Below are 17904 nucleotides of genomic sequence, written 5' to 3'. Positions count from 1 at the left end.
GAACGTCGCCAGACCGGCGGTTTTTCCGACGAACCGTCGGTTTCATGGGTGGTTTCGTCGGTGCCTGGGGCCAGCCGGGCTTGGGTGATGGTAGGACATGGCCGATAAGAATGAAAATGCATGGCTTTCGCGCTTGACCTGATAACTCCTCTCATTACCATGCCCATTGCATGTTTATGGATAACCGTGCCGTTGGAGTATGGGGTTTGGGTGTTCTCAAGGGTGTGTCGCTGTGGACCGCGCGGGTGGCGGTGGTGGTGTTCGTCTGGGCCGCTGGCCTCGGTCCGGCCTTGGCCGATCCCGACTACAAGGGAATGGTCGATCGCATCGACGCTTTCTTGAGCGGCGCGGCGGAAAGCTACCGGGCGGGCGACGCCGAAACCGCCAAGACCAACGTCCAGCGCGCCTATTTCGAGGTTTTCGAGAACCTTGAAGGTCCTATTCGCGTCAATATCTCGGCCAAGGCCAGCTATGCCCTGGAGGCCGAATTCGGCGCCATTCGCAAGCTGGTGATGGCCGGCGCCCCGCCCGAGGAGGTCGCCGCCCGGACCACCGCCCAGATCGCGGCGATTCGCGCCGTGGTGCCGGTGCTCGAGGCCGGCTTCAAGATCAAGGCGCACCCGGCCGCCGGCGCCGAGGACGAGGCCGCCCCCAATCCGACTCCGGCCCTGCCGCAAACCATCGAACCCTATTGGCAGCGCGCCGTCGAGGCGATCGGCACCGATCTTTACGCCGCCGCCAGCGCCCTCGAGGCGGGAAAGCCCGATGAGGCCAAGGCGCTGATCACCCGCGCCCAGTTTAGCGGCTATAAGAACTCGCTGCTGGAAACCGCGGTCCGGCGCACGCTCTCCCAACGCCAGGACATCGCCTTCAACGCCGAATTCCAGCGCATCCTGGGTTTGGTCGACGCCGGCAAGCCGCCAAGGATGATCCGCGCCTCGGCCGATGTTCTGGTCGAGGAACTGACCGCCCTGCTGCCCGGCCTGCCGCTGGTCGGCATCGCCAAGGATCAGGCCGCCCCGGCCGCCGAGCCCGAGGCCGATTGGGCCCAAGTCGCCCGCGACGTCGCCACCCGCATCGATGGCGCCATCGCGATGGCCGGCGAAGGCAAGACCGGCGCCGCCGCCGGATCGATCCAAGACACCTATTTCGACGTGTTCGAGGCCAGCGGCATGGAAAGCCGCATCGGCGCCCGCGACACCGCCTTCAAGGCGCGGCTTGAGGCGCATTTCAGCAAGATCGCCGCCCTAATCAACCAGGGGGCCGATCAGGCGACGCTGAAGGCCGCCGCCGAGGCGATGGCCGTCGATATGAAGAAGGCCATCGAGATGCTGGGCGGCGGGTCGTCGTCGCCGACGGCGCTGTTCTTCTATGCCCTGCTGATCATCCTGCGCGAGGGGGTGGAGGCGATGCTGATCGTCACCGCCATCCTGACCTATCTGGTGAAAACCGGAAATCGCGACCGCCAGGGCACCATCGTCAACAGCGTTCTGGTCGCCTTGGCCTGCTCGGTGGTGACGGCGGTGCTGCTCAAGCTGGTCTTCCGCGCCTCGGCGGCCAGCCAGGAGGTTCTGGAAGGCGCCACCATGCTGGTCGCCGCCGTGATCTTGTTCACCATGAGCTACTGGCTGGTCTCCAAGGCCGAGGCCCAGAAGTGGATGGCCTATATCAAGGGCAAGGTCGAGGGATCGCTGTCGTCGGGATCGCTGAAGGCCCTGTGGTTCACCAGCTTCCTGGCCGTCTACCGCGAAGGCGCGGAAACCGTTCTGTTCTATCAGGCCCTGACCCTGGATGCCGATACCACCGGGCTGTTCGCCATCGCCGGCGGCTTCGCCGTCGGCTGTGTAGGGCTGGGCGTCATCTATCTGGTGATGCGCGCCGGGGCGATGAAGCTGGCGATCCGGCCGTTCTTCATGATCACCGGGGGGCTGCTCTATGCCATGGCCTTTATCTTCGCCGGCAAGGGCATCATGGAGCTGGTGGAAGGCAAGATCATCGAGCCGACGCTGGTCTCCTGGGCCCCCGACCTGCCGATGATCGGGATGTTCCCCTATGTCGAATCCCTTGTTCCGCAAATCGCCCTGGTGGTGGCGGCGGTGATCGGCTTGCTGGTGGCGACGCGGCGGCGGGGTCCGTCGCCGGCCACCCCCTGATCCCGGCGCCGCCAGAGCGGCGGGTGCCGCCGGACCGGCGGGCGTCGGGCAAAAAAAGACCACGGGTCGGAGGAGCCCGTTAAAAAAAGACTTTAAAACGATAATGCGACTTAATCACCATACCGATGCTCCCGGAGCGGATCCGGGACCGAAGGAGGATCGATGAAGACCCTTGTTAGCCTAGCGGCCGCCGCCGCCCTTACGCTTGGTGTCGCGGCTTCGGCCAATGCCGAGGAATTCCAGGAATTCCCCATCGGCGAAGCCAAGACGATCAACACCTTGGAAGTCGCCGCGGTTTATCTGAAGCCGATCGACATGGAGCCGCGCGGCATCGATCTGCCCGCCTCCCAGGCCGATATCCATCTCGAAGCCGACATTCACGCCGCCGAAGCCAATCCCAACGGCTTTGGCGCCGGCGAATGGGTGCCTTACCTCACCGTTTCCTATCGCCTGGAAAACCAGGATACCGGCAAGGTTCTGACCGGCAATCTGATGCCGATGGTCGCCGTCGACGGGCCCCATTACGGCGCCAACATCAAGATGCCCGGCACCGGCAATTACAAGTTGAGCTACAACATCGACCCGCCGTCGCGTCAGGGCTTCGGCCGTCATACCGATAAGGCGAGCGGCGTCGGTCCGTGGTTCCAGTCTTTCGCCGTTGACTACGAATTCAAGTACGTCCCGCTGAAGTAGGACGGCGGACTTCACCTGGGGTGACGCGACCGGATCAGGCAAGGCCCGATCCGGTCGCATCGCTTTTTCAAGGATTGGCGCGGCCTTCGGGATCGATACCATGACAGCCTATTTGACCAGCCTGATCCATGCCTTCGCCGCCCCGGCCGTTTTGCTGGGGCTGCTGATCGCCCTCGCCCCCGCCGAGGCGCGGCGGCGCGTCGCGCGGGGGGCGGGCTGGGTCTTCGCCGCCGGGCTGGCCGGCGGGGCGGTGCTGTGGCTGGCCCTGGCGAGCGGCGGCGCCGTGGTCGAGGCGCGGTCGATCCTGCGGCTGACCGCCCTGGCCCTGGGTCTGGCGGTCGTGGCCGCCGCCCTGGGCGGCGGGCGGACCGCGCGCCGCGCCCTGGCGCTCGTCGCCGCGCCCTTCGTCGGCGTTCTGGGCGGGCAGGGGGTCTTCGACCTGCTCGCCCGCACCGCCAATCAAAGCTTCACCGCCACCTCGGTGATCAATACCGAACTGCTGCTCAACGCCTTCGCCCTGGTGCTCGGCTCGGGTCTTTGCGCGACCTTCGGCCTTGCCAGCGCCCAGATCGCCGCCCGGCTGCGCCGGCGGTGGGCGGTCGGGCTGCTGGCCGGGGTGGTTCTTCTGGAAGCCGTGTTCTGGCTGGGCGACGCCATGCTGGGCGGCCTGCAGGTCGGCACCCTGGGCGTGACCTCCGGGCGCATCTCCTTCGTCGCTAAGATCACCTCGGCTTCCGGCTTCGCCGCCTATGGCGTGATCGTCCTGGTGGTCCTCGCCGCCCTTGGCCTGTGGATCGGCGGTCCGCCGCCCAGCGCGATGAGCCAGGACCCGTCCACCGCTGCACACGCGGCGCCGGAGCGGCGCAAGGACCGCGCCCGCCTTCTGACCCGACGGCGCTGGCTGCGCACCGCCGTCGGCTCGGCGGCTTTCCTGGGCGCGGCGCTGCTCTATCACGATCTTTACGCCTCTCTGCCCCCCAGCCTGTCGCCGGCCGCCCCGGTGACGCCCGATGCCAAGGGGCAGGTGCGCCTGGCCATCGATCCGCTGAAGGACGGCGCTTTGCACCGCTTCGCCTATATCGCCGGCGACGGCCACCGGGTGCGGTTTTTCCTGATCAACCGTTATGACGGCGAGCATGTGAAGATGGGCGTGGTTTTCGACGCCTGCATGATCTGCGGCGACGAGGGCTATATCCAGAAGGGCAATGAGATCATTTGCATCGCCTGCAATGTGCGGATTTTCCGCCCCTCCATCGGCAAGGCCGGCGGCTGCAACCCGATTCCGATGCGCCACACCGTGGAAAACGGCGAGATCGTCATCACCCAATCCGAATTGGAACGCGGCGCCCGCTATTTTTCGGAAGTGGTCGATATAGAAGTCGGCGATCCGGTGACCAAGGGTCGGTTGATCAACACCAAGGCGCCGTTCCAATACGAATACAAGGGCCACATGTTCTTCTTCGAATCCCGCGAGTCCTACGATCTGTTCCGCGCCGATCCCGAGAAGTACGTGGGCAACGTTGAAAGTCGTTCCCTGCGCGTCCAGGGCTTCCAGCCGGTCGAGGGGTGAGATGTTCTTTCACATGCTGCGCCAGTCCTTCCTTGAAGGACGCAAACGCAAGATTTTGGCGGCGGTGACGGTGGCCTTGGCCGCCACCTTGATCACCACGCTGTTCACCATCTCGCTTGATGTCGGCGACAAGATGGCCCGCGAGATGAAGTCCTATGGCTCCAACATCCGGGTTGTGCCCAAAAGCGAGGCGGTGCCGCTGCGCATCGGCGGGGTCGATTACAACCCGCTGAAGGGCCGCGACTATCTTGACGAGGCCGATCTGCCCAAGATGAAGGACATCTTCTGGCGCAATAATATCGTTGGTTTGGCGCCGACGTTGCGCACCCCGGTACGCCTTGGCGAGGAAAAGGCGGTGTCGCTGATCGGCACCTATTTCGACAAGCCGATGCCCCTGCCCGATGATCCCGATTACCGCACCGGCGTGCGCCAGACCAGCGGCTTCTGGAGCGTCGATGGCGCGTGGCCCCAAGATGACGCCTCTGATCAGGCCTTGGTCGGCGTCACCCTGGCCGGCCGCCTGGGGCTGACCAAGGGCGCCACGGTGAGCGTGGTCGACGAGGCCACCGGCACAAGCCGGAGCTTCACGGTCAGTGGCCTGCTGACCACCGGCGGGGTCGAGGACGACGCCGTCGTCGTGCCGTTGGCCGTGGTTCAGGAGATGGCCGGCTTGGCCGGCAAGGTGGCCGAGGTCGAGATCAGCGCCCTGACCATCCCGGAAAACGAGCTTTCGACCAAGGCGCGGCGCGATACCGAGAAGCTGTCGACCGCCGAATACGACACTTGGTACTGCACCGCCTATGTCAGTTCGATCGCCCATCAGATCGAAGAGGCGGTGGTCAACGCCTCGGCCCGGCCGATCTGGCAGGTGGCGGCGGGCGAGGGGGCGGTGATCGGCAAGATCCAGGCCCTGCTGCTGGTCGTCGGCCTTGCCGCCTTCGTTTCGGCGGCGATGGGGGTGTCGTCGATGATGAACACGACGATCACCGAGCGCGCCCGCGAGATCGGCCTGATGAAGGCCCTGGGGGCGGCGGGTGGCGAGATTTATCTGCTGTTTTTGGGCGAGGCGGTGATCGTTGGCGGGATCGGCGGGCTGGTCGGCTGGGGGCTGGGGCTGGGTTTGGCCCAGGGCGTCGGCCTGATGGTCTTCGGCTCGACCGTTACCATCGCCTGGGTCAGCGGCCCGCTGGTGGTGCTGGTTTCCATCGCCATGGCCCTGGCCGGATCGGCCCTGCCGGCCCGCGCCATCACCGCCCTGATGCCCGTCGAGGTGCTTCATGGTCGTCGTTAAGCAAAAGGGACGTTGGGCGATGACGCTACGCCTGCTGGTCAAATCGTTGCTCGGCCCGACTAGCAAGATCGGCGTCGCCCTGGCCTCGCTGGCGGTGGGCGCGGCGGTGGTTTCGGCCCTGACCAGCCTCTATCTCGATATCTCGATCAAGATGAGCGAGGAATTGCGCGCCTTCGGCGCCAATTTCATGGTGGCGCCGCTGGCCGGCGAGGCCGAGGCCGGCGCCCCCCCCACGGTGCGTGGCATGGCCACCGAACGTCTGGAGGCGGCGATCGCCTCGGTGCCCGCCGACCGGCTGGTCGGCGCCAGCCCCTATCTTTACGGGCTGGTGCGCCTTGATCTGGGCAACGCGGTGATGGTCGGCGTCGATTTCCCCGGCCTGCGCCGCCTGTCGCCCTATTGGCAGGTCGAGGGATCGTGGATCGGCGTCGCCTTCGATGACCGCAACGCCATGATCGGCCGCCGTCTGGCCGAGAGCATGGCCCTCAAGGTCGGCGACGGCGTGACACTCTTGAACCGGGCCGAGGGGCAACAGACGCGGGTGACGATCAAGGGCATCATCGATGCCGGCGATCAGGAGGACGATCAGATCTTCGTCGCCCTGCCTTTGGCCCAACGCCTGCTTGGTTTGGCCGGGCGTGCCGATTTCGCCATGCTCAGCGTGGTCGCCCAGGGACCCGAGGCCGATGCCCTGGCGGCGACGATGACCCGGGAGTTCCCCGATGTCAGCGCCCGGCCGATCCGCAAGATTTCCCAATCCGATGGCCAGATCCTCGGCAAGATCGACGGGCTGATGGCCCTGGTCGCCGCCACCATTCTGGTCATCACCACGCTCTGCGTGAACGCGACCTTGACGGCGATGGTGGCGCGGCGCACCCCCGAGATCGGCCTGCAAAAGGCGCTGGGCGCCGATAACCGGGCCATCGTCGCCCAGGTGCTGGCCGAGACGACGCTGATCTGCCTTGTCGGCGTCGTGCTGGGGTTAGTCATCGGCTATGGCCTAGCCCAAGTTCTCGGCCAGGCGGTGTTCAATGCCTGGGTGACCTTCCGGCCCGTCGTCATTCCGCTGACCCTGGGGGTGTCGCTGGTCGCCGCCCTGATCGCCGCCGTTTTGCCGGTGCGCGGCGCCGTGCGCGTGGCCCCGGCCCGCGTGCTGAGAGGAGAATAAGCCCATGACCACCATGCCGCCCCGCCCCGACGGCGTCGTTTCCACCGCCCAATCCCCAGCGTCCGCCGATCCACGACCCAACGGAGCGCCGGAGGTCATCCGCATCCGTCATCTCGCCAAGCGCTTTGGCGCGGTCTCGGCCCTTGATGGGGTCGATATGGGGGTCGAAGCCGGCGAGTTCGTCTCGATCATGGGCCCCTCGGGCTCGGGCAAGACGACGCTGCTCAATATCTTGTCGCTGCTCGATCAGCCGACCGAGGGCGATTATCTGCTCGATGGCATCAACACCTCGGTGGTCAGCGAGCGCGAGCGCGCCGTCATCCGCCGCGAGCGCATCGGGTTGGTCTTTCAGCAGTTCCACCTGATCCCTTACCTGAGCGCGGTGGAAAACGTCATGCTCGCCCAGCACTATCACAGCGTCGCCGATCGCGGCGAAGCCCTGACCGCCCTGGGGCGGGTCGGGCTCGATCACCGGGCGAGCCATCTGCCCTCGCAGCTTTCGGGCGGCGAGCAACAGCGCGTCTGTATCGCCCGGGCGCTGATCAACGGCCCCTCGCTGATTCTGGCCGACGAGCCGACGGGCAATCTGGACGCGGCGAACGAAACCCTGGTGATGGATCTGTTCCGCGCCCTGCATGGCGAGGGGCGGACCATCGTGCTGGTCACCCATAACCCCGATCTCGGGCGTTTGACCGATCGCACCATCCGCTTGCAGCATGGTCGTTGCGTTGACTAGGGCCAGGGCCAGGGGCTTGTGGGCGGCGGTCGGCCTGATCGGCGCCCTGCTGGCGGCGGGCTGCGACGAGGCGCCCAAAACGGCGCGCACCGATCAGGGGGCGCCCGAACTGGTGGCGACCGACCGGCAAGACGCCGTGGTGCGTCTGGCCGACCAGCGCGGCAAGGTGGTTCTGATCAATTTCTGGCTGGCCGAATGCGGTCCCTGTCTGGCCGAGATGCCCGATTTCGACGGCTTCTACCGGGAAACCCGCGGGCGCGGCTTCGAGATCCTGGCGATCAACATGGGCCAGGAGGACAAGGTGGTGGGCGATGTCGCCCGGCGGCTTCAGGTGTCGTTTCCGCTGCTGACCGATGCCCTGGGCATCACCACCAAGCGCTATGAGGTGGTCGCCGCCCCCACGTCGTTCCTGATCGACCGCGAGGGCAGGCTGGTGGCGCGCTTCAACAGTCCGCTCAACCGGGCGGCCCTGGAAAAGGCGGTTGGGCCGCTGCTTTAAGGGTGCGTCTTGATCGAGGCGATGTAGGCGGCCAAAGCCTCGACATCGTCATCGGTCAGGCCGCTTTTGATGCGGTCTTGCATCGAGCGCGGCGGCCGGCGGCGGCGCTCGTCAAGGGCGGCGGTGATCTCGGCGGCCGACAGGGCAGCGACCGGTCGCGACAGGCCCAAAGCGGCCTTTTCGCCGGCGCGGCCGTGGCAGTCGCGGCACGACAGGCTAAACAGCGCCGCTCCTTCGCTGATCAACGCGTCATCGCCCGCCAGGGCCGGCGCGGCGCTAGCGATCAGGGTGGCGAAGGCGGCGGTGGCGAGCAAGGGGCGCGGGAGGGAAAGGCGGGTCATCATGGGGCGGCTACCGGTGGAAAAGGACGAGGGGTTGAGAATGCGACACACTAAGCCGGCTTGGGGCGTCAAGGCCAGCGCCAAGACCGCCGCCCTGGGTTTGGCGCTGGTCCTGGGCCTCGCGGCCTGCAAGCCGGAAGAAGCCGGCCGCGCCGGCGCCAAGGCTCCCGATCTTGCCGCCCTGACCCTGGAGGGCACCCCGACCAGCCTTAGGGATCATGCCGGGCGGGTGGTGGTGGTGAATTTCTGGCTGGGCGGCTGCGCCCCCTGCCTGACCGAGATGCCGGCTTTGGAGGCCTTCCATCGCGGATGGGCGGACAAGGGCGTCGATCTGATGGCGATCAATGTCGGCGGCAATGCCCAGATCGTGCGCAAGGCGATCACCGACGTCGACGCCACCTTCCCCTTCCTGGTCGACGAGTTGTCGCTGACCGCCAGCCGCTACGAGGTCGCCGTTTTCCCGACCACTTTGGTCATCGACCGCCAGGGCATCGTCCGCGCCCGCTTCGCCGGCGAAATGAAGGACCAAGTCCTGGCCCAGGCGGTGCTGCCGCTGCTGTAAGGCCCGGGCATGGAAAAGGGCGGCCTCCGCTGGGGAAGCCGCCCTGGCGAGGGCGGGCCAGGGGAGAAGTCCGCTCAACCCGGGGGCGGGGTGGTCTGGCGCAGGCCGAGGATCAGCGGATCTTCGGGGGCGGCGCGCATGCGCTGGACCATGCTCCAGGCGGTTTTGTAGCTAACGCCGGTGGCGCGCTCGATGCGGGCGGGCAGGCCGGCGCCCGGGGCGCTGATGAACAGGCGCAGCGCCGTCAGCCAGCCGGCGGTGGGAACGTTGGAGCGTTCCATCACCGTGCCGCGACGGGCCGAATACTGCTTGCGGCAGCGGGCGCATTTGAAGCGGACCCTTTGGCTGCCTTCCAGGCGATAGGCATGGCGAAAGCCGCAATGGGGGCAGACCGGCCGCGAGCGCGCCCAGCGCAGTTGTTCAAGCTCGCGCTCCGGGCTGTGGGGTTCTTTTGGCCGGGCGGGAAGGGGGCTTTGGGGCAGAGCCTCAGAGCTGGGGAAAATCATCGAAGAGCCGTCCATTTGCATGCTGTCCTGCTCCAGGTACAAAGACGAATGACCGGATTTTCGCGATGGTATTGGAAATGAAAGTCATTCGCAATCCACTTTTCGCGCGGATTTCAATCTCCGACGGTGCCGAGAGGATATGAACGCCCGCCGGTGGGGTGGCGGGCGGGCTTGAGCGGAATTGGAAAAATGGGTGACTAAAGGATATAAACGCCCTTGTCGGCTGTGGCGGGCGAGCGTTAGGGTGGGACAAATACCTCTTTAACGGTCATGGGTATGTCCGCGAATTTGTCCGATTTGGTCGATCTGTTGTTGCGGATCCGCCCTTACGCCTCCATCGCCCACCATCTTCCCGGCCGGGTTCGCCTGAAGATCGGCCTGGGTGTGCTTGGCGCGCTCAAGGGCATGCCGCTGGATCTGCGGCTTGCCGATCTCCGGGCTTTTCAGGGCATCGGCGAGGTGCGGGTGAACATGGCGGCCCTGTCGGCCGTGGTGTCCTATGATCCCTCCATCGTCCCTAACGACTTTTGGCGGCAGTGTTTGACCCTTGCCGACGCGGATCTGCGCGAGATGGTCGCGCGGGTCCTGCGGCCTTTGTAAGACTTCAAGGTTCGGGGCCTTGGCCAGATCAAGGTCCCGGGCCGTTCCGGGTTGAGGAGAGCGCGATGTCTGAGGACTGGACAAAAGGGCGGGCCGTCGGCCTGCGGGTCGGCGGACCAACGGCGCCGGCCGATTTGCTGGTGCGGGCCGGGGCGGTCGGCGCCCTGGTGGGCGGAACGGCCGCCCTGGCGATCGCCGCCCGCAAGCTCAAGGACCAGGAGATCACCCGCGACGAGGCCCTGCGCAAGGTGCTGATCGGCGCCGCCCGCTCGGGCGTCGCCACCGGACTGGGGGCGCTGGTCGCCTCGTCATTGCGCGGCAACCCGCTGTTGTCGGCCACCGCCATGGTCGCCACCGGCGCCGCCGTACTCTACGTGATGGATGGGGCCGAGCTGAGCAAAGCCGCCCCGAAGACGCAAAGGAAGGCCTGATGTCGCACGAACAGAACACCGCTGGCGCCGCTTCGGCGCCGGGCGCCCAAGGTCCGGCCAATGACCCGTGGACGGCCTGGGCTGCCTGGGCCGCCGCCCAGGGCCAGGGGGCGGCCGCGCCGCAGCAGGGTCAGGGTCCGGCCCCGCAAGGCGCCGCGCCCGGCTATCCTTGCCCCTATCCCGGGTACGCCCCGCCGGGATATGGCCCGGCTTATGGCTATGGCTATCCGTCGGCGGCTCCCCATTTTCCCCATCCGCCCCACCATGGCCACCCCTACGCCGGCTGGGCGCCGCCGCCGGGCTATGCCCCGGGCTGGGGTCCCAATGGCCCCACTCCGGGCTGGGGTCCCAATGGTCCCCAGGGCGCGGCCGGCCCGCTGGGCCCGCTGGGCGGGTGGTTCGATTTCCGCAACGAGGCTTTCGTGCGCGGCGCCCTGGTCGGGGCGGCGGCGGCGGTGCTGCTGACCAATCCGTCGATCCAGAAAAAGACCCTGCAGTCGCTGGTCTCGCTTTGGGGCCTGTTCCAGGGCGGCATCGAGGAGATGAAGGAGCGCCTGCGCGACGCCGAGGCCGAAATGCAGGCCGCCGCCGCGACGGCGCCCGAGGACGAAGCCCCGGCCAAGCAGGACTGACCGCCCGGCCGTCAGCTTAATTCCATTACGAAAACAACGGGGAAACGATGATCAGCCTCGTCCACGGACTGCCCGGGCGGTCGCGCTATAAGCTGGCGCGGCTGCGTGACCGGCATCTCGATTTGCGCTATGTGCGCAGCTATCTGGAAGCCGTGCCCGGAGTCCGTGGCGTGCGGGTCAACCCCGGGGCGCTGTCGCTGGTCATCGAGCACGAGACCTCCAAGGCCGTGCGCGCCGCCGTCGCCGAGGCGGTTTCCGCCCTGGCCAAGGCCGATCTGCCGCGCACGGCGCGGGCCGATCAGGGGGGGGCGCCGCCCGATGGCAGCCGCCTGCTGGCGGGCGGTGCCTTGATCCTCGCCCTGCCGCTGTTGCCCCGGCCGTTGCGCGCCGTGCTGACGGCGATCAACATCGCGGGCAACCTCAAGACCGGACTGACCACCCTGGTGACGCGGGGCATGAAGGTGGAGGTGCTTGATTCCATCGCTGTCGGCCTGTCGGCGGTGCGCGGCGAATACGTCACCGCCAATATCACCCAGCTTCTGCTTAATTTTTCCGATTATGTGCAAAGCACCACCCAGCGGGCGTCTGATGATCTGATCTTGCGCCTGCTTCAGCCCGACGCCGAAGAGGTGTGGGTGGAGACCGACGACGGGGCGGTGGTCGCCCAGCCGTTCTCCTCGGTGGTTCCGGGGACCAAGGTGGTGGTCGGCGCCGGCGAGTTGATCCCGATCGACGGCGTGGTCGCCAGCGGCTCGGCCTATGTCAACCAGTCGACGGTGACCGGCGAAAGCCTGCCGATCCCGCGCGAGGCCGGCGACGCCGTGCTGTCGGGCTCGGTGGTCGAGGAAGGCCGTCTGACCATCGTCGCCGAGCGGGTCGGCGGTTCGACGACCACGGCGCGCATCGCCCGCTTCATCCAGCAGGCCCTGGCCGAAGAGGCCGATACCCAGTCCAAGGCCAGCCTGCTCGCCGATCGCCGCGTTTATATCACCCTGGCCTCGGGGGCGGCGATCTTCGCCCTGACCCGCGATATCCGCCGGGTCGAGGCGGTGTTCCTGGTCGATTTCTCCTGCGCCGTCAAACTCGGCACCTCGGTCGCGGTCAAATCGGCGATGTTCAAGGCCGCCCGCCATGGCGCCCTGGTCAAGGGCGGCCGGGCGCTTGAACGCCTGGCCGAGGTCGATACGGTGGTCTTCGACAAGACCGGCACCCTGACCCATAACGAGCTCGAGGTAACCGATATCGTCTGCCTGGGGCCGCTGTGCACCAGCCAGGACGATCTGCTGGCCATGGTCGCCTCGGTGGCCGAGCATTCGCGCCACCCGGTTTCCGCCGCCGTCGTCGATATCGCCAAGCGCCGCAACCTCGCCCATATGGGCCATGAGGAGGTGGATTTCTTCGTGGGTCATGGTCTGGCGACGGCGGTGGGCGATCACACCCTGCGCATCGGCAGCCGCCATTACCTGGAAGAGCACGAGGGCATCGATTTCACGCCCTATGAAGATATTCTGACCGGCCTGACCGCCCAGGGCGAAACCCTGCTGTACGTCGGCTCCGATGGCCGTCCCCATGGGGTGATCGGCCTGCGCGACCGCCTGCGACCCGATGCCGCCCAGGTGCTGGCGCAACTGCGCGCCGGCGGGATCACCCGTTTGGTGATGATCACCGGCGATCACCGCGACAAGGCCCAGGCCTTGGGCGCCACCCTGGGGCTGGACGCCGTTCACGGCCAGATCGCCCCCGAAGAGAAGGCCGAGATCATCAAGGCCCTGCAGGCCGAGGGGCGCAAGGTGGCCTTCGTCGGCGATGGGGTGAACGATGGCCCGGCCCTGATGGTCGCCGATGTCGGCATCGCCATGCCGCGCGGCGCCGATGTCGCCCGGGCGACCGCCGATGTCGTGCTGCTGGAGGACGATCTGCGCGGCGTGGCCGAAACCCGCCTGCTGGCGACCCGCACCATCGATTTGATCGACCGCAACTTCACCGTGGCCGCCGGCATCAATACGGCGGTGATGTTCGGCGCCGTGGCCGGCTGGCTGTCGCCGGTGGCGACGGCGCTTTTGCACAACGGCACCACCATCGGCGTTCTGGCCAACGCCTTCCTCGGCGGCGATTTCTCGCGCCAGGGCATCACCGCCGCCCTGGCCGACCTGCGCAAGGCCGCCCTGGCACCGCCGCGCGACGAGGGGGAGCGGCCGCTGTAAACGGCTGTCCCTGGGTGGAAACGGGTTATCAAAGGTGATGGGCGGGGGTCTTTCCCCTACGCCGTGAAGGCGCGAGTTATTATCATCCGCACCCAAAGCTCACAACTCTGCGGGGATGACCTCATGGCCTATATTCACAGCGTGCCCGGTCGGATGCGGGTGAAGTGCAATTCCTTCAAGCGCGACGAGGGCCGCTGTCTGGCCCTACGCCAGGAACTGGCGGCGATCGACGGGGTGGCCGATGTCAGCGTCAATGCCCGCGCCCATAGCCTGATCGTTGTTTACGATCCGGCCGTGGTCGGGGCCGACCGCCTTTTGCGCCTCTTGCGCGATCGCGGGGTGGCCTGCCAGCCGACTCCGACCGTTGGCCAAAGCCCGGCGCGACGCGGCCGGCCGGTTTCGGTGGCGGTGGTTTCGGGGGCAGCGGCGGCTTTTGGCGGGGCTTTCGGGCGGGCGGTGTTCGGCGCGGTGCTCAAATCCAGCCTGGAACGCGGCGTCGCCAGCTTGGTGAGCGCCGCCATCCGTTAGAGCGATGCTGTCTCGCCGCCCTTATGCCGATTGGTCGCTGGCCAGTCGGCTGGGCAGGGGGGCGAGTTGGTCCTTGTATTTGGCGGTCGGGCTGGCGGCATAGGGCTTGGAGGTCGGCGACATCAGGGCTTCGAAGCTGATGGCGCAGATCCGCATGCCCGGGCGCATGGCCAGCGGCAGCGGGCCGCAGTTGAAGAACTCCAGGGTGATGCGGCCGTCCCAGCCGGGATCGATGGTATGGGCGGTGGCATGGACCATCAGCCCCAGGCGGGCGAGGCTGCTGCGGCCATCCAGGCGGCCGGCGACATCGGCGGGCAGGCGCACGCGCTGGATGGTGATGCCGAGGGCGAATTCGCCCGGATGCAGATAGAACGCCTCGTTCTCGCCGACTTCGACATGGCCCATCAGGGCTTCGATATCGCGGCCCTTGATGCCGCCGGGCGGCGCCAAATCGACATGGCTGACCTTGCCCGGAACGAAAACCCGGAACGAATCCCCCAACTGCAGATCAACCGACATCGCCCCGATCGCGTCTTCTCCGGGAACCGGATCAATGGCGATACGTCCCTCGGCCATATAGCGCCGGATATCGGTGTCGGACAGTTTCATGGGGCGGGTGCTCCGGGGGCGACAAAAAGCGTGAAGAATGGCGGCGAAGATTCCATGAATTGGGCGAAAGGTCCACCGGTTGCGCCGATTCCCCGTCACTTTGGCGGGTCAAAGGCGATTTCCGCCGGGGGATCAAGGTTTTGCCAGCGGGCAATCTCGGCCAGCTCCAGGCAAAGGGCGGCGGTCACGGCCTCGCGGTTGGCGGTTTTCTCCAGGTGCGCGCTGGCCACCACCAGCCTTCGCGCTTTGCGCTCGGCTCGCAGATCGACGCGGCCGACCAGGGTGTCGCCTAGCAGCAGGGGCAGGGTGTAATAGCCGTATTGGCGCTTGGCGGCGGGAACATAGATCTCGATGCGGTAGGTGAAGCCGAACAGGCGTTCGACGCGGGCGCGCTCGAACAGCAAGGGATCAAAGGGCGAGACGATGGCTTGGGCCCGCAAAGGCCCGCTCGACGGCGGATCGGCGCTTAGATAGGCCGGCTGGCCCCAGCCGGCGACGGCAACGGGCTGAAGGGTGCCCTCTTCGACCAGTTCGGCGATGGCGCGATTGGCGTCAGTCGCCGGCAGGCGGAAGTAAAGCCGCAGGTCGCTCGCCGTCGCCACCCCCAGGGCCGAGGCCGCCTGGGTGACAAGGATCCGCAGCGCCTCGGCGCGTGGCGGGGTGGGGCGGGCGAGCACGCTGGCGGGCAGGGCGCGCTCGGTCAGATCATAGACGCGCTCGAACCCCCGGCGCCTCAGGGTGGTGACCAGCCCGCCCCAGAACAACCATTCCAGGGCGGCCTTGGTCTCGCCCCAGCCCCACCAGGCGCCATTGCGCTTTTGTCCGGGATCAAGGTCGCGGGCCGAGGCCGGGCCATGGGCGGCCAGCGCCGCCAGAACGCCGTCGATCACCGCCCGGCGCTCGACGGCAAAGCGCGCCAAACCACTGTAAAGGCCGAGGCCGGCCCGGGCATCCTCCATCCGCCAGCGCAGGGCCGGCTGCAACTCGAGGCGGATCAGCGAGGCCTCATGGCCCCAATATTCGAACAAGGTGCGCCGGCGCGGATCGTAGCTGGCGGTTTCCAGCAGGGCCTTGTCATAGGGGCCAAGCCGCGAGAAGGCCGGCATGGCATGGGCGCGGGCCAGAACATTGATCGAGTCCATCTGCACCAAGCCGAGACGGCGGGTCACGGCGTCGAGATGGCGGGGGCTTGGCGTAGGGGGCCGGGCGCGGCCGAAGCCCTGGGCCCGCAAGGCGATGCGGCGGGCTTCCAGGGCCGAGAGCGCGCGCGGCCCCATCGGCGCTTAAACCTTGTGGTGGCCGACGCCGACGCTTTCGAAGCCGTCGCTGTCGGTGAACACCCCGACATCGGCGAAGACCAGCGGCGCGACCTCTTTCATCTTGCGCGCCAGCAGGCACGACAGGCGGCGGATCTCCAGATCGGCGTCGCGATGGCCGCGCAGTTCCACCACATGGCGGGCCGAGCGCAGGTTCATCGTCCACACCAGCCGGGTTTCGGTGGCGTTGGGCAGGATGCAGCGGGCGGCCTCATTGGCGCGCTTCTTGATCAGGGTCGGTTCGCTGACGCCCAAAGCCTCGACCTGGGCGCGGAACGACTCCTGCCAGCGCTTGTAACGGCCAAGGGCGCTTTCGCAATCGGTCAGGAATTCGGCGCACAGGGCGTCGGCTTCGCCGGCCGCGCCGCTGGCTTTCAGGCGGTCGATCTCGGCCACCAGCAACGGCGGCACGACGAAATTCACCGATTTGGCATCGACGTAGCGCTGGCTTTCCTGGCTGACCGCCGTGCCGGCGCGGTGGCGGATCAACTCGTGGGTCAGGGCGCGCGAGACGCCGGTGACGGCGAAGGACACGCTGACATGTTCGAGCACCGAGCCATGGCCCGAGTCGAGGATATGGGCGACGTATTCGTCGGCCGGCCGGCCCTTCTTGAACGAGCGGTAGCAGAAGCGCCCGGCGAATTCGGGCAGGACATCGGCCGATCCGGCGCCGGTCGACGCCTGGGCGATATCGCCCAGCGGCGTCGTCGCGTCGTCGATCAGGGCGCCATAGCCCATTTCGGCCGCCCACCCGGCAAGGCCGGCGGGGTCCATCGATGAGTGGGCCACCACCGTGGCGGTGGGGGCGAAAAGCAGTTCGGTCATGCCGTCCTCGTTGGTCGGGTGATCTGATATCGGGTCATCGTGCGGCGGCGACGATTAGCCGCGCGGCGTTTCGGCCACCGACACGCCGGTCGAGCCAAAACCGCCGCTGCCGCGCTCGGACGGGGGCAATTCGGCGACTTCGACGAAGGGCATATGGGCGACGGCGGCCAGCACCGCCTGGGCGATGCGGTCGCCGGGGGCGACGGTATGGGCGACGCGACCGATATTGGTCAAGATCACCTTGAACTCGCCGCGATAGCCCGAATCGACCGTTCCCGGCGCATTGGCGACGATCAGCCCCTTCAGCGACAGCCCGGAGCGCGAGCGCACCTGGATCTCATAGCCCTCGGGCACGGCCATGGCGATGCCGGCGGGCACCAGGGTGATGTCGCCGGGCTCGATGGTGATCGGCGCGGCGATGGCGGCGCGCAGGTCGAAGCCGGCGTCGCCGGGCTTGGCATAGGCCACCGGACCAAAGGTGGCGCGGTCGTAATGGGGAAGATAGGTGATCTGAAGCATCAAAGGTCCGTTAAGTCAGGGGGAAGGCGGCGGGCGCCGACATGGGGCGCAGTATCGGTGGCACGGTCGTGGGTGGCAACCCTTGGCTAGATCGTCGGATCGTTGATCCGAGCCGTGGCGTCGTCGATGTAGCGGCCCAGCAGGTGGCGGAAGACCTCGCGGTCGCTTTCCGACCACGGGGCGAACAGCAGACCGATGCGTTCCAGGCGCAGGGCGCGCATGGCCGTGTGCTGGTCGCGGCCCGTGGCGGTGGCGGCGACCAGAAGGCTGCGGCGATCGGCGGGATTGGGGCGCTTTTCAACCAAACCGGCCTGCCCCAGCGTCGCCACTTGCCGGGTCACCGTCGATTCGTCGAGCAGCAGGGCCTGGGCGAGGTGCGAGATGGTCAGGCCTTCGCCCTCGACGATCCGGCCAAGCAGCAGGTAAAGCGCCCGCTCCAAGGGATAGCCGCGCTTGCGCTGGCTGGCTTCCTGGATGCGGCCAAGGAAGGCCAGGGCGCGTTCCAGGTCGTCTAAGGTATCGGCGGGCAGGGTATCCGCAGGCAGGGGCTCGGCGGGCGAGCGATCGGCGGACGGCGGCGGCATGGGCATGGCGGTCATCGGTCTCCCCCGGGAACGTCGGTTGGCTGGCGTGTTTTTTCGCAGAATACCTCCTTCAAAAGGACGGTCGCGGAATTATCTTGATTTGATGTCTGTATGCTACAAGCATATAAACGTCCTCC

General features: G+C 67.2%; 20 protein-coding genes. 13 read left to right on the top strand and 7 right to left on the bottom strand.

What is annotated here, in order from left to right; translation table 11 throughout:
- The first annotated feature begins 206 nt into the window (after positions 1-206).
- From RRU_RS14500 to RRU_RS14470, 7 genes are all read left to right on the top strand, one after another.
- Complete coding sequence (locus RRU_RS14500) at positions 207-2153, top strand: FTR1 family iron permease (RefSeq protein WP_014626455.1); 1947 nt, start codon at positions 207-209, stop codon at positions 2151-2153.
- A gap of 162 nt (positions 2154-2315) precedes the next feature.
- Entirely contained in the window at positions 2316-2846 is a 531-nt protein-coding gene (locus RRU_RS14495; RefSeq protein WP_011390618.1) for an iron transporter, read from the top strand.
- Between the two features lie 100 nt (positions 2847-2946).
- Positions 2947-4416, top strand: a complete 1470-nt coding sequence (locus RRU_RS14490) for a Fe-S-containing protein (RefSeq protein WP_011390617.1) — start codon at positions 2947-2949, stop codon at positions 4414-4416.
- Between the two features lies 1 nt (position 4417).
- The gene (locus RRU_RS14485; protein ID WP_011390616.1) at positions 4418-5707 is read left to right on the top strand and encodes an ABC transporter permease; all 1290 of its coding nucleotides are present in this window, start codon (positions 4418-4420) and stop codon (positions 5705-5707) included.
- A gap of 19 nt (positions 5708-5726) precedes the next feature.
- On the top strand, positions 5727-6875 hold the full coding sequence (locus RRU_RS14480) for an ABC transporter permease (protein ID WP_014626454.1): 1149 nt from the start codon (positions 5727-5729) through the stop codon (positions 6873-6875).
- A gap of 4 nt (positions 6876-6879) precedes the next feature.
- Complete coding sequence (locus tag RRU_RS14475; RefSeq protein ID WP_011390614.1) at positions 6880-7611, top strand: ABC transporter ATP-binding protein; 732 nt, start codon at positions 6880-6882, stop codon at positions 7609-7611.
- Entirely contained in the window at positions 7604-8110 is a 507-nt protein-coding gene (locus tag RRU_RS14470) for a TlpA disulfide reductase family protein (protein ID WP_162470626.1), read from the top strand. The genes RRU_RS14475 and RRU_RS14470 overlap by 8 nt, the downstream gene beginning before the upstream one ends.
- Here RRU_RS14470 and RRU_RS14465 read toward each other — a convergent pair.
- The gene (locus RRU_RS14465) at positions 8107-8454 is read right to left on the bottom strand and encodes a c-type cytochrome (protein WP_014626452.1); all 348 of its coding nucleotides are present in this window, start codon (positions 8452-8454) and stop codon (positions 8107-8109) included. The genes RRU_RS14470 and RRU_RS14465 overlap by 4 nt on opposite strands.
- 37 nt (positions 8455-8491) lie before the next feature.
- Here RRU_RS14465 and RRU_RS14460 point away from each other — a divergent pair, with 37 nt between their 5' ends.
- The gene (locus RRU_RS14460) at positions 8492-9013 is read left to right on the top strand and encodes a TlpA family protein disulfide reductase (RefSeq protein ID WP_014626451.1); all 522 of its coding nucleotides are present in this window, start codon (positions 8492-8494) and stop codon (positions 9011-9013) included.
- Positions 9014-9087: 74 nt separating this feature from the next.
- Here RRU_RS14460 and RRU_RS14455 read toward each other — a convergent pair whose 3' ends face one another.
- Positions 9088-9534 carry a transposase gene (locus RRU_RS14455; protein WP_014626450.1) on the bottom strand — a complete coding sequence of 149 codons (447 nt, stop codon included), beginning with the start codon at positions 9532-9534 and terminating at the stop codon, positions 9088-9090.
- A gap of 261 nt (positions 9535-9795) precedes the next feature.
- On the opposite strand from RRU_RS14455, the gene RRU_RS14450 reads away from it, so the two are divergent.
- The 5 genes from RRU_RS14450 to RRU_RS14430 all read left to right on the top strand — a co-directional run bounded on the left by RRU_RS14450 (position 9796) and on the right by RRU_RS14430 (position 13914).
- Positions 9796-10119 (top strand): heavy-metal-associated domain-containing protein, encoded by a 324-nt coding sequence (locus RRU_RS14450; protein WP_014626449.1) that lies wholly within the window; start codon positions 9796-9798, stop codon positions 10117-10119.
- Positions 10120-10184: 65 nt separating this feature from the next.
- Entirely contained in the window at positions 10185-10550 is a 366-nt protein-coding gene (locus tag RRU_RS14445; protein ID WP_011390608.1) for a magnetosome protein MamC, read from the top strand.
- On the top strand, positions 10550-11182 hold the full coding sequence (locus RRU_RS14440) for a hypothetical protein (RefSeq protein WP_011390607.1): 633 nt from the start codon (positions 10550-10552) through the stop codon (positions 11180-11182). The genes RRU_RS14445 and RRU_RS14440 overlap by 1 nt, the downstream gene beginning before the upstream one ends.
- Before the next feature lie 47 nt (positions 11183-11229).
- Complete coding sequence (locus RRU_RS14435) at positions 11230-13386, top strand: heavy metal translocating P-type ATPase (RefSeq protein ID WP_011390606.1); 2157 nt, start codon at positions 11230-11232, stop codon at positions 13384-13386.
- A gap of 123 nt (positions 13387-13509) precedes the next feature.
- A complete protein-coding gene (locus RRU_RS14430; RefSeq protein ID WP_011390605.1) occupies positions 13510-13914 on the top strand; it encodes an HMA2 domain-containing protein in 405 nt (134 codons plus the stop codon).
- Positions 13915-13935: 21 nt separating this feature from the next.
- Here RRU_RS14430 and dcd read toward each other — a convergent pair whose 3' ends face one another.
- The 5 genes from dcd to RRU_RS14405 form a co-directional block, all read right to left on the bottom strand.
- Positions 13936-14523 carry a dCTP deaminase gene (gene dcd / locus RRU_RS14425; protein ID WP_011390604.1) on the bottom strand — a complete coding sequence of 196 codons (588 nt, stop codon included), beginning with the start codon at positions 14521-14523 and terminating at the stop codon, positions 13936-13938.
- Positions 14524-14618: 95 nt separating this feature from the next.
- A complete protein-coding gene (locus tag RRU_RS14420; RefSeq protein WP_011390603.1) occupies positions 14619-15800 on the bottom strand; it encodes a winged helix-turn-helix domain-containing protein in 1182 nt (393 codons plus the stop codon).
- Between the two features lie 6 nt (positions 15801-15806).
- A complete protein-coding gene (gene thyX, locus RRU_RS14415; protein WP_011390602.1) occupies positions 15807-16664 on the bottom strand; it encodes an FAD-dependent thymidylate synthase in 858 nt (285 codons plus the stop codon).
- A gap of 54 nt (positions 16665-16718) precedes the next feature.
- Complete coding sequence (gene dut / locus RRU_RS14410; protein WP_011390601.1) at positions 16719-17183, bottom strand: dUTP diphosphatase; 465 nt, start codon at positions 17181-17183, stop codon at positions 16719-16721.
- Between the two features lie 86 nt (positions 17184-17269).
- Positions 17270-17782 carry a MarR family winged helix-turn-helix transcriptional regulator gene (locus tag RRU_RS14405; protein WP_011390600.1) on the bottom strand — a complete coding sequence of 171 codons (513 nt, stop codon included), beginning with the start codon at positions 17780-17782 and terminating at the stop codon, positions 17270-17272.
- Between the last annotated feature and the right edge of the window lie 122 nt (positions 17783-17904).

Origin of the sequence: Rhodospirillum rubrum ATCC 11170, assembly GCF_000013085.1 — a bacterium.
GTDB lineage: Bacteria > Pseudomonadota > Alphaproteobacteria > Rhodospirillales > Rhodospirillaceae > Rhodospirillum > Rhodospirillum rubrum.
The sequence above is the reverse complement of the archived record's forward strand: the minus strand, read 5'-3'. Positions and strand labels throughout refer to the sequence as shown.

What these genes read in the sequence shown, in the direction of transcription:
- thyX (WP_011390602.1), bottom strand. Translation starts at nt 16,664, where the DNA reads ATGACCGAACTGCTTTTCGCCCCCACCGCCACGGTGGTGGCCCACTCA.
- dcd (WP_011390604.1), bottom strand. Translation starts at nt 14,523, where the DNA reads ATGAAACTGTCCGACACCGATATCCGGCGCTATATGGCCGAGGGACGT.
- RRU_RS14450 (WP_014626449.1), top strand. Translation starts at nt 9,796, where the DNA reads ATGTCCGCGAATTTGTCCGATTTGGTCGATCTGTTGTTGCGGATCCGC.
- RRU_RS14455 (WP_014626450.1), bottom strand. Translation starts at nt 9,534, where the DNA reads ATGGACGGCTCTTCGATGATTTTCCCCAGCTCTGAGGCTCTGCCCCAA.
- RRU_RS14495 (WP_011390618.1), top strand. Translation starts at nt 2,316, where the DNA reads ATGAAGACCCTTGTTAGCCTAGCGGCCGCCGCCGCCCTTACGCTTGGT.
- RRU_RS14485 (WP_011390616.1), top strand. Translation starts at nt 4,418, where the DNA reads ATGTTCTTTCACATGCTGCGCCAGTCCTTCCTTGAAGGACGCAAACGC.
- RRU_RS14490 (WP_011390617.1), top strand. Translation starts at nt 2,947, where the DNA reads ATGACAGCCTATTTGACCAGCCTGATCCATGCCTTCGCCGCCCCGGCC.
- RRU_RS14420 (WP_011390603.1), bottom strand. Translation starts at nt 15,800, where the DNA reads ATGGGGCCGCGCGCGCTCTCGGCCCTGGAAGCCCGCCGCATCGCCTTG.
- RRU_RS14475 (WP_011390614.1), top strand. Translation starts at nt 6,880, where the DNA reads ATGACCACCATGCCGCCCCGCCCCGACGGCGTCGTTTCCACCGCCCAA.
- RRU_RS14440 (WP_011390607.1), top strand. Translation starts at nt 10,550, where the DNA reads ATGTCGCACGAACAGAACACCGCTGGCGCCGCTTCGGCGCCGGGCGCC.
- RRU_RS14430 (WP_011390605.1), top strand. Translation starts at nt 13,510, where the DNA reads ATGGCCTATATTCACAGCGTGCCCGGTCGGATGCGGGTGAAGTGCAAT.
- RRU_RS14480 (WP_014626454.1), top strand. Translation starts at nt 5,727, where the DNA reads ATGACGCTACGCCTGCTGGTCAAATCGTTGCTCGGCCCGACTAGCAAG.
- RRU_RS14435 (WP_011390606.1), top strand. Translation starts at nt 11,230, where the DNA reads ATGATCAGCCTCGTCCACGGACTGCCCGGGCGGTCGCGCTATAAGCTG.
- RRU_RS14460 (WP_014626451.1), top strand. Translation starts at nt 8,492, where the DNA reads ATGCGACACACTAAGCCGGCTTGGGGCGTCAAGGCCAGCGCCAAGACC.
- RRU_RS14405 (WP_011390600.1), bottom strand. Translation starts at nt 17,782, where the DNA reads ATGACCGCCATGCCCATGCCGCCGCCGTCCGCCGATCGCTCGCCCGCC.
- dut (WP_011390601.1), bottom strand. Translation starts at nt 17,183, where the DNA reads ATGCTTCAGATCACCTATCTTCCCCATTACGACCGCGCCACCTTTGGT.
- RRU_RS14465 (WP_014626452.1), bottom strand. Translation starts at nt 8,454, where the DNA reads ATGATGACCCGCCTTTCCCTCCCGCGCCCCTTGCTCGCCACCGCCGCC.
- RRU_RS14445 (WP_011390608.1), top strand. Translation starts at nt 10,185, where the DNA reads ATGTCTGAGGACTGGACAAAAGGGCGGGCCGTCGGCCTGCGGGTCGGC.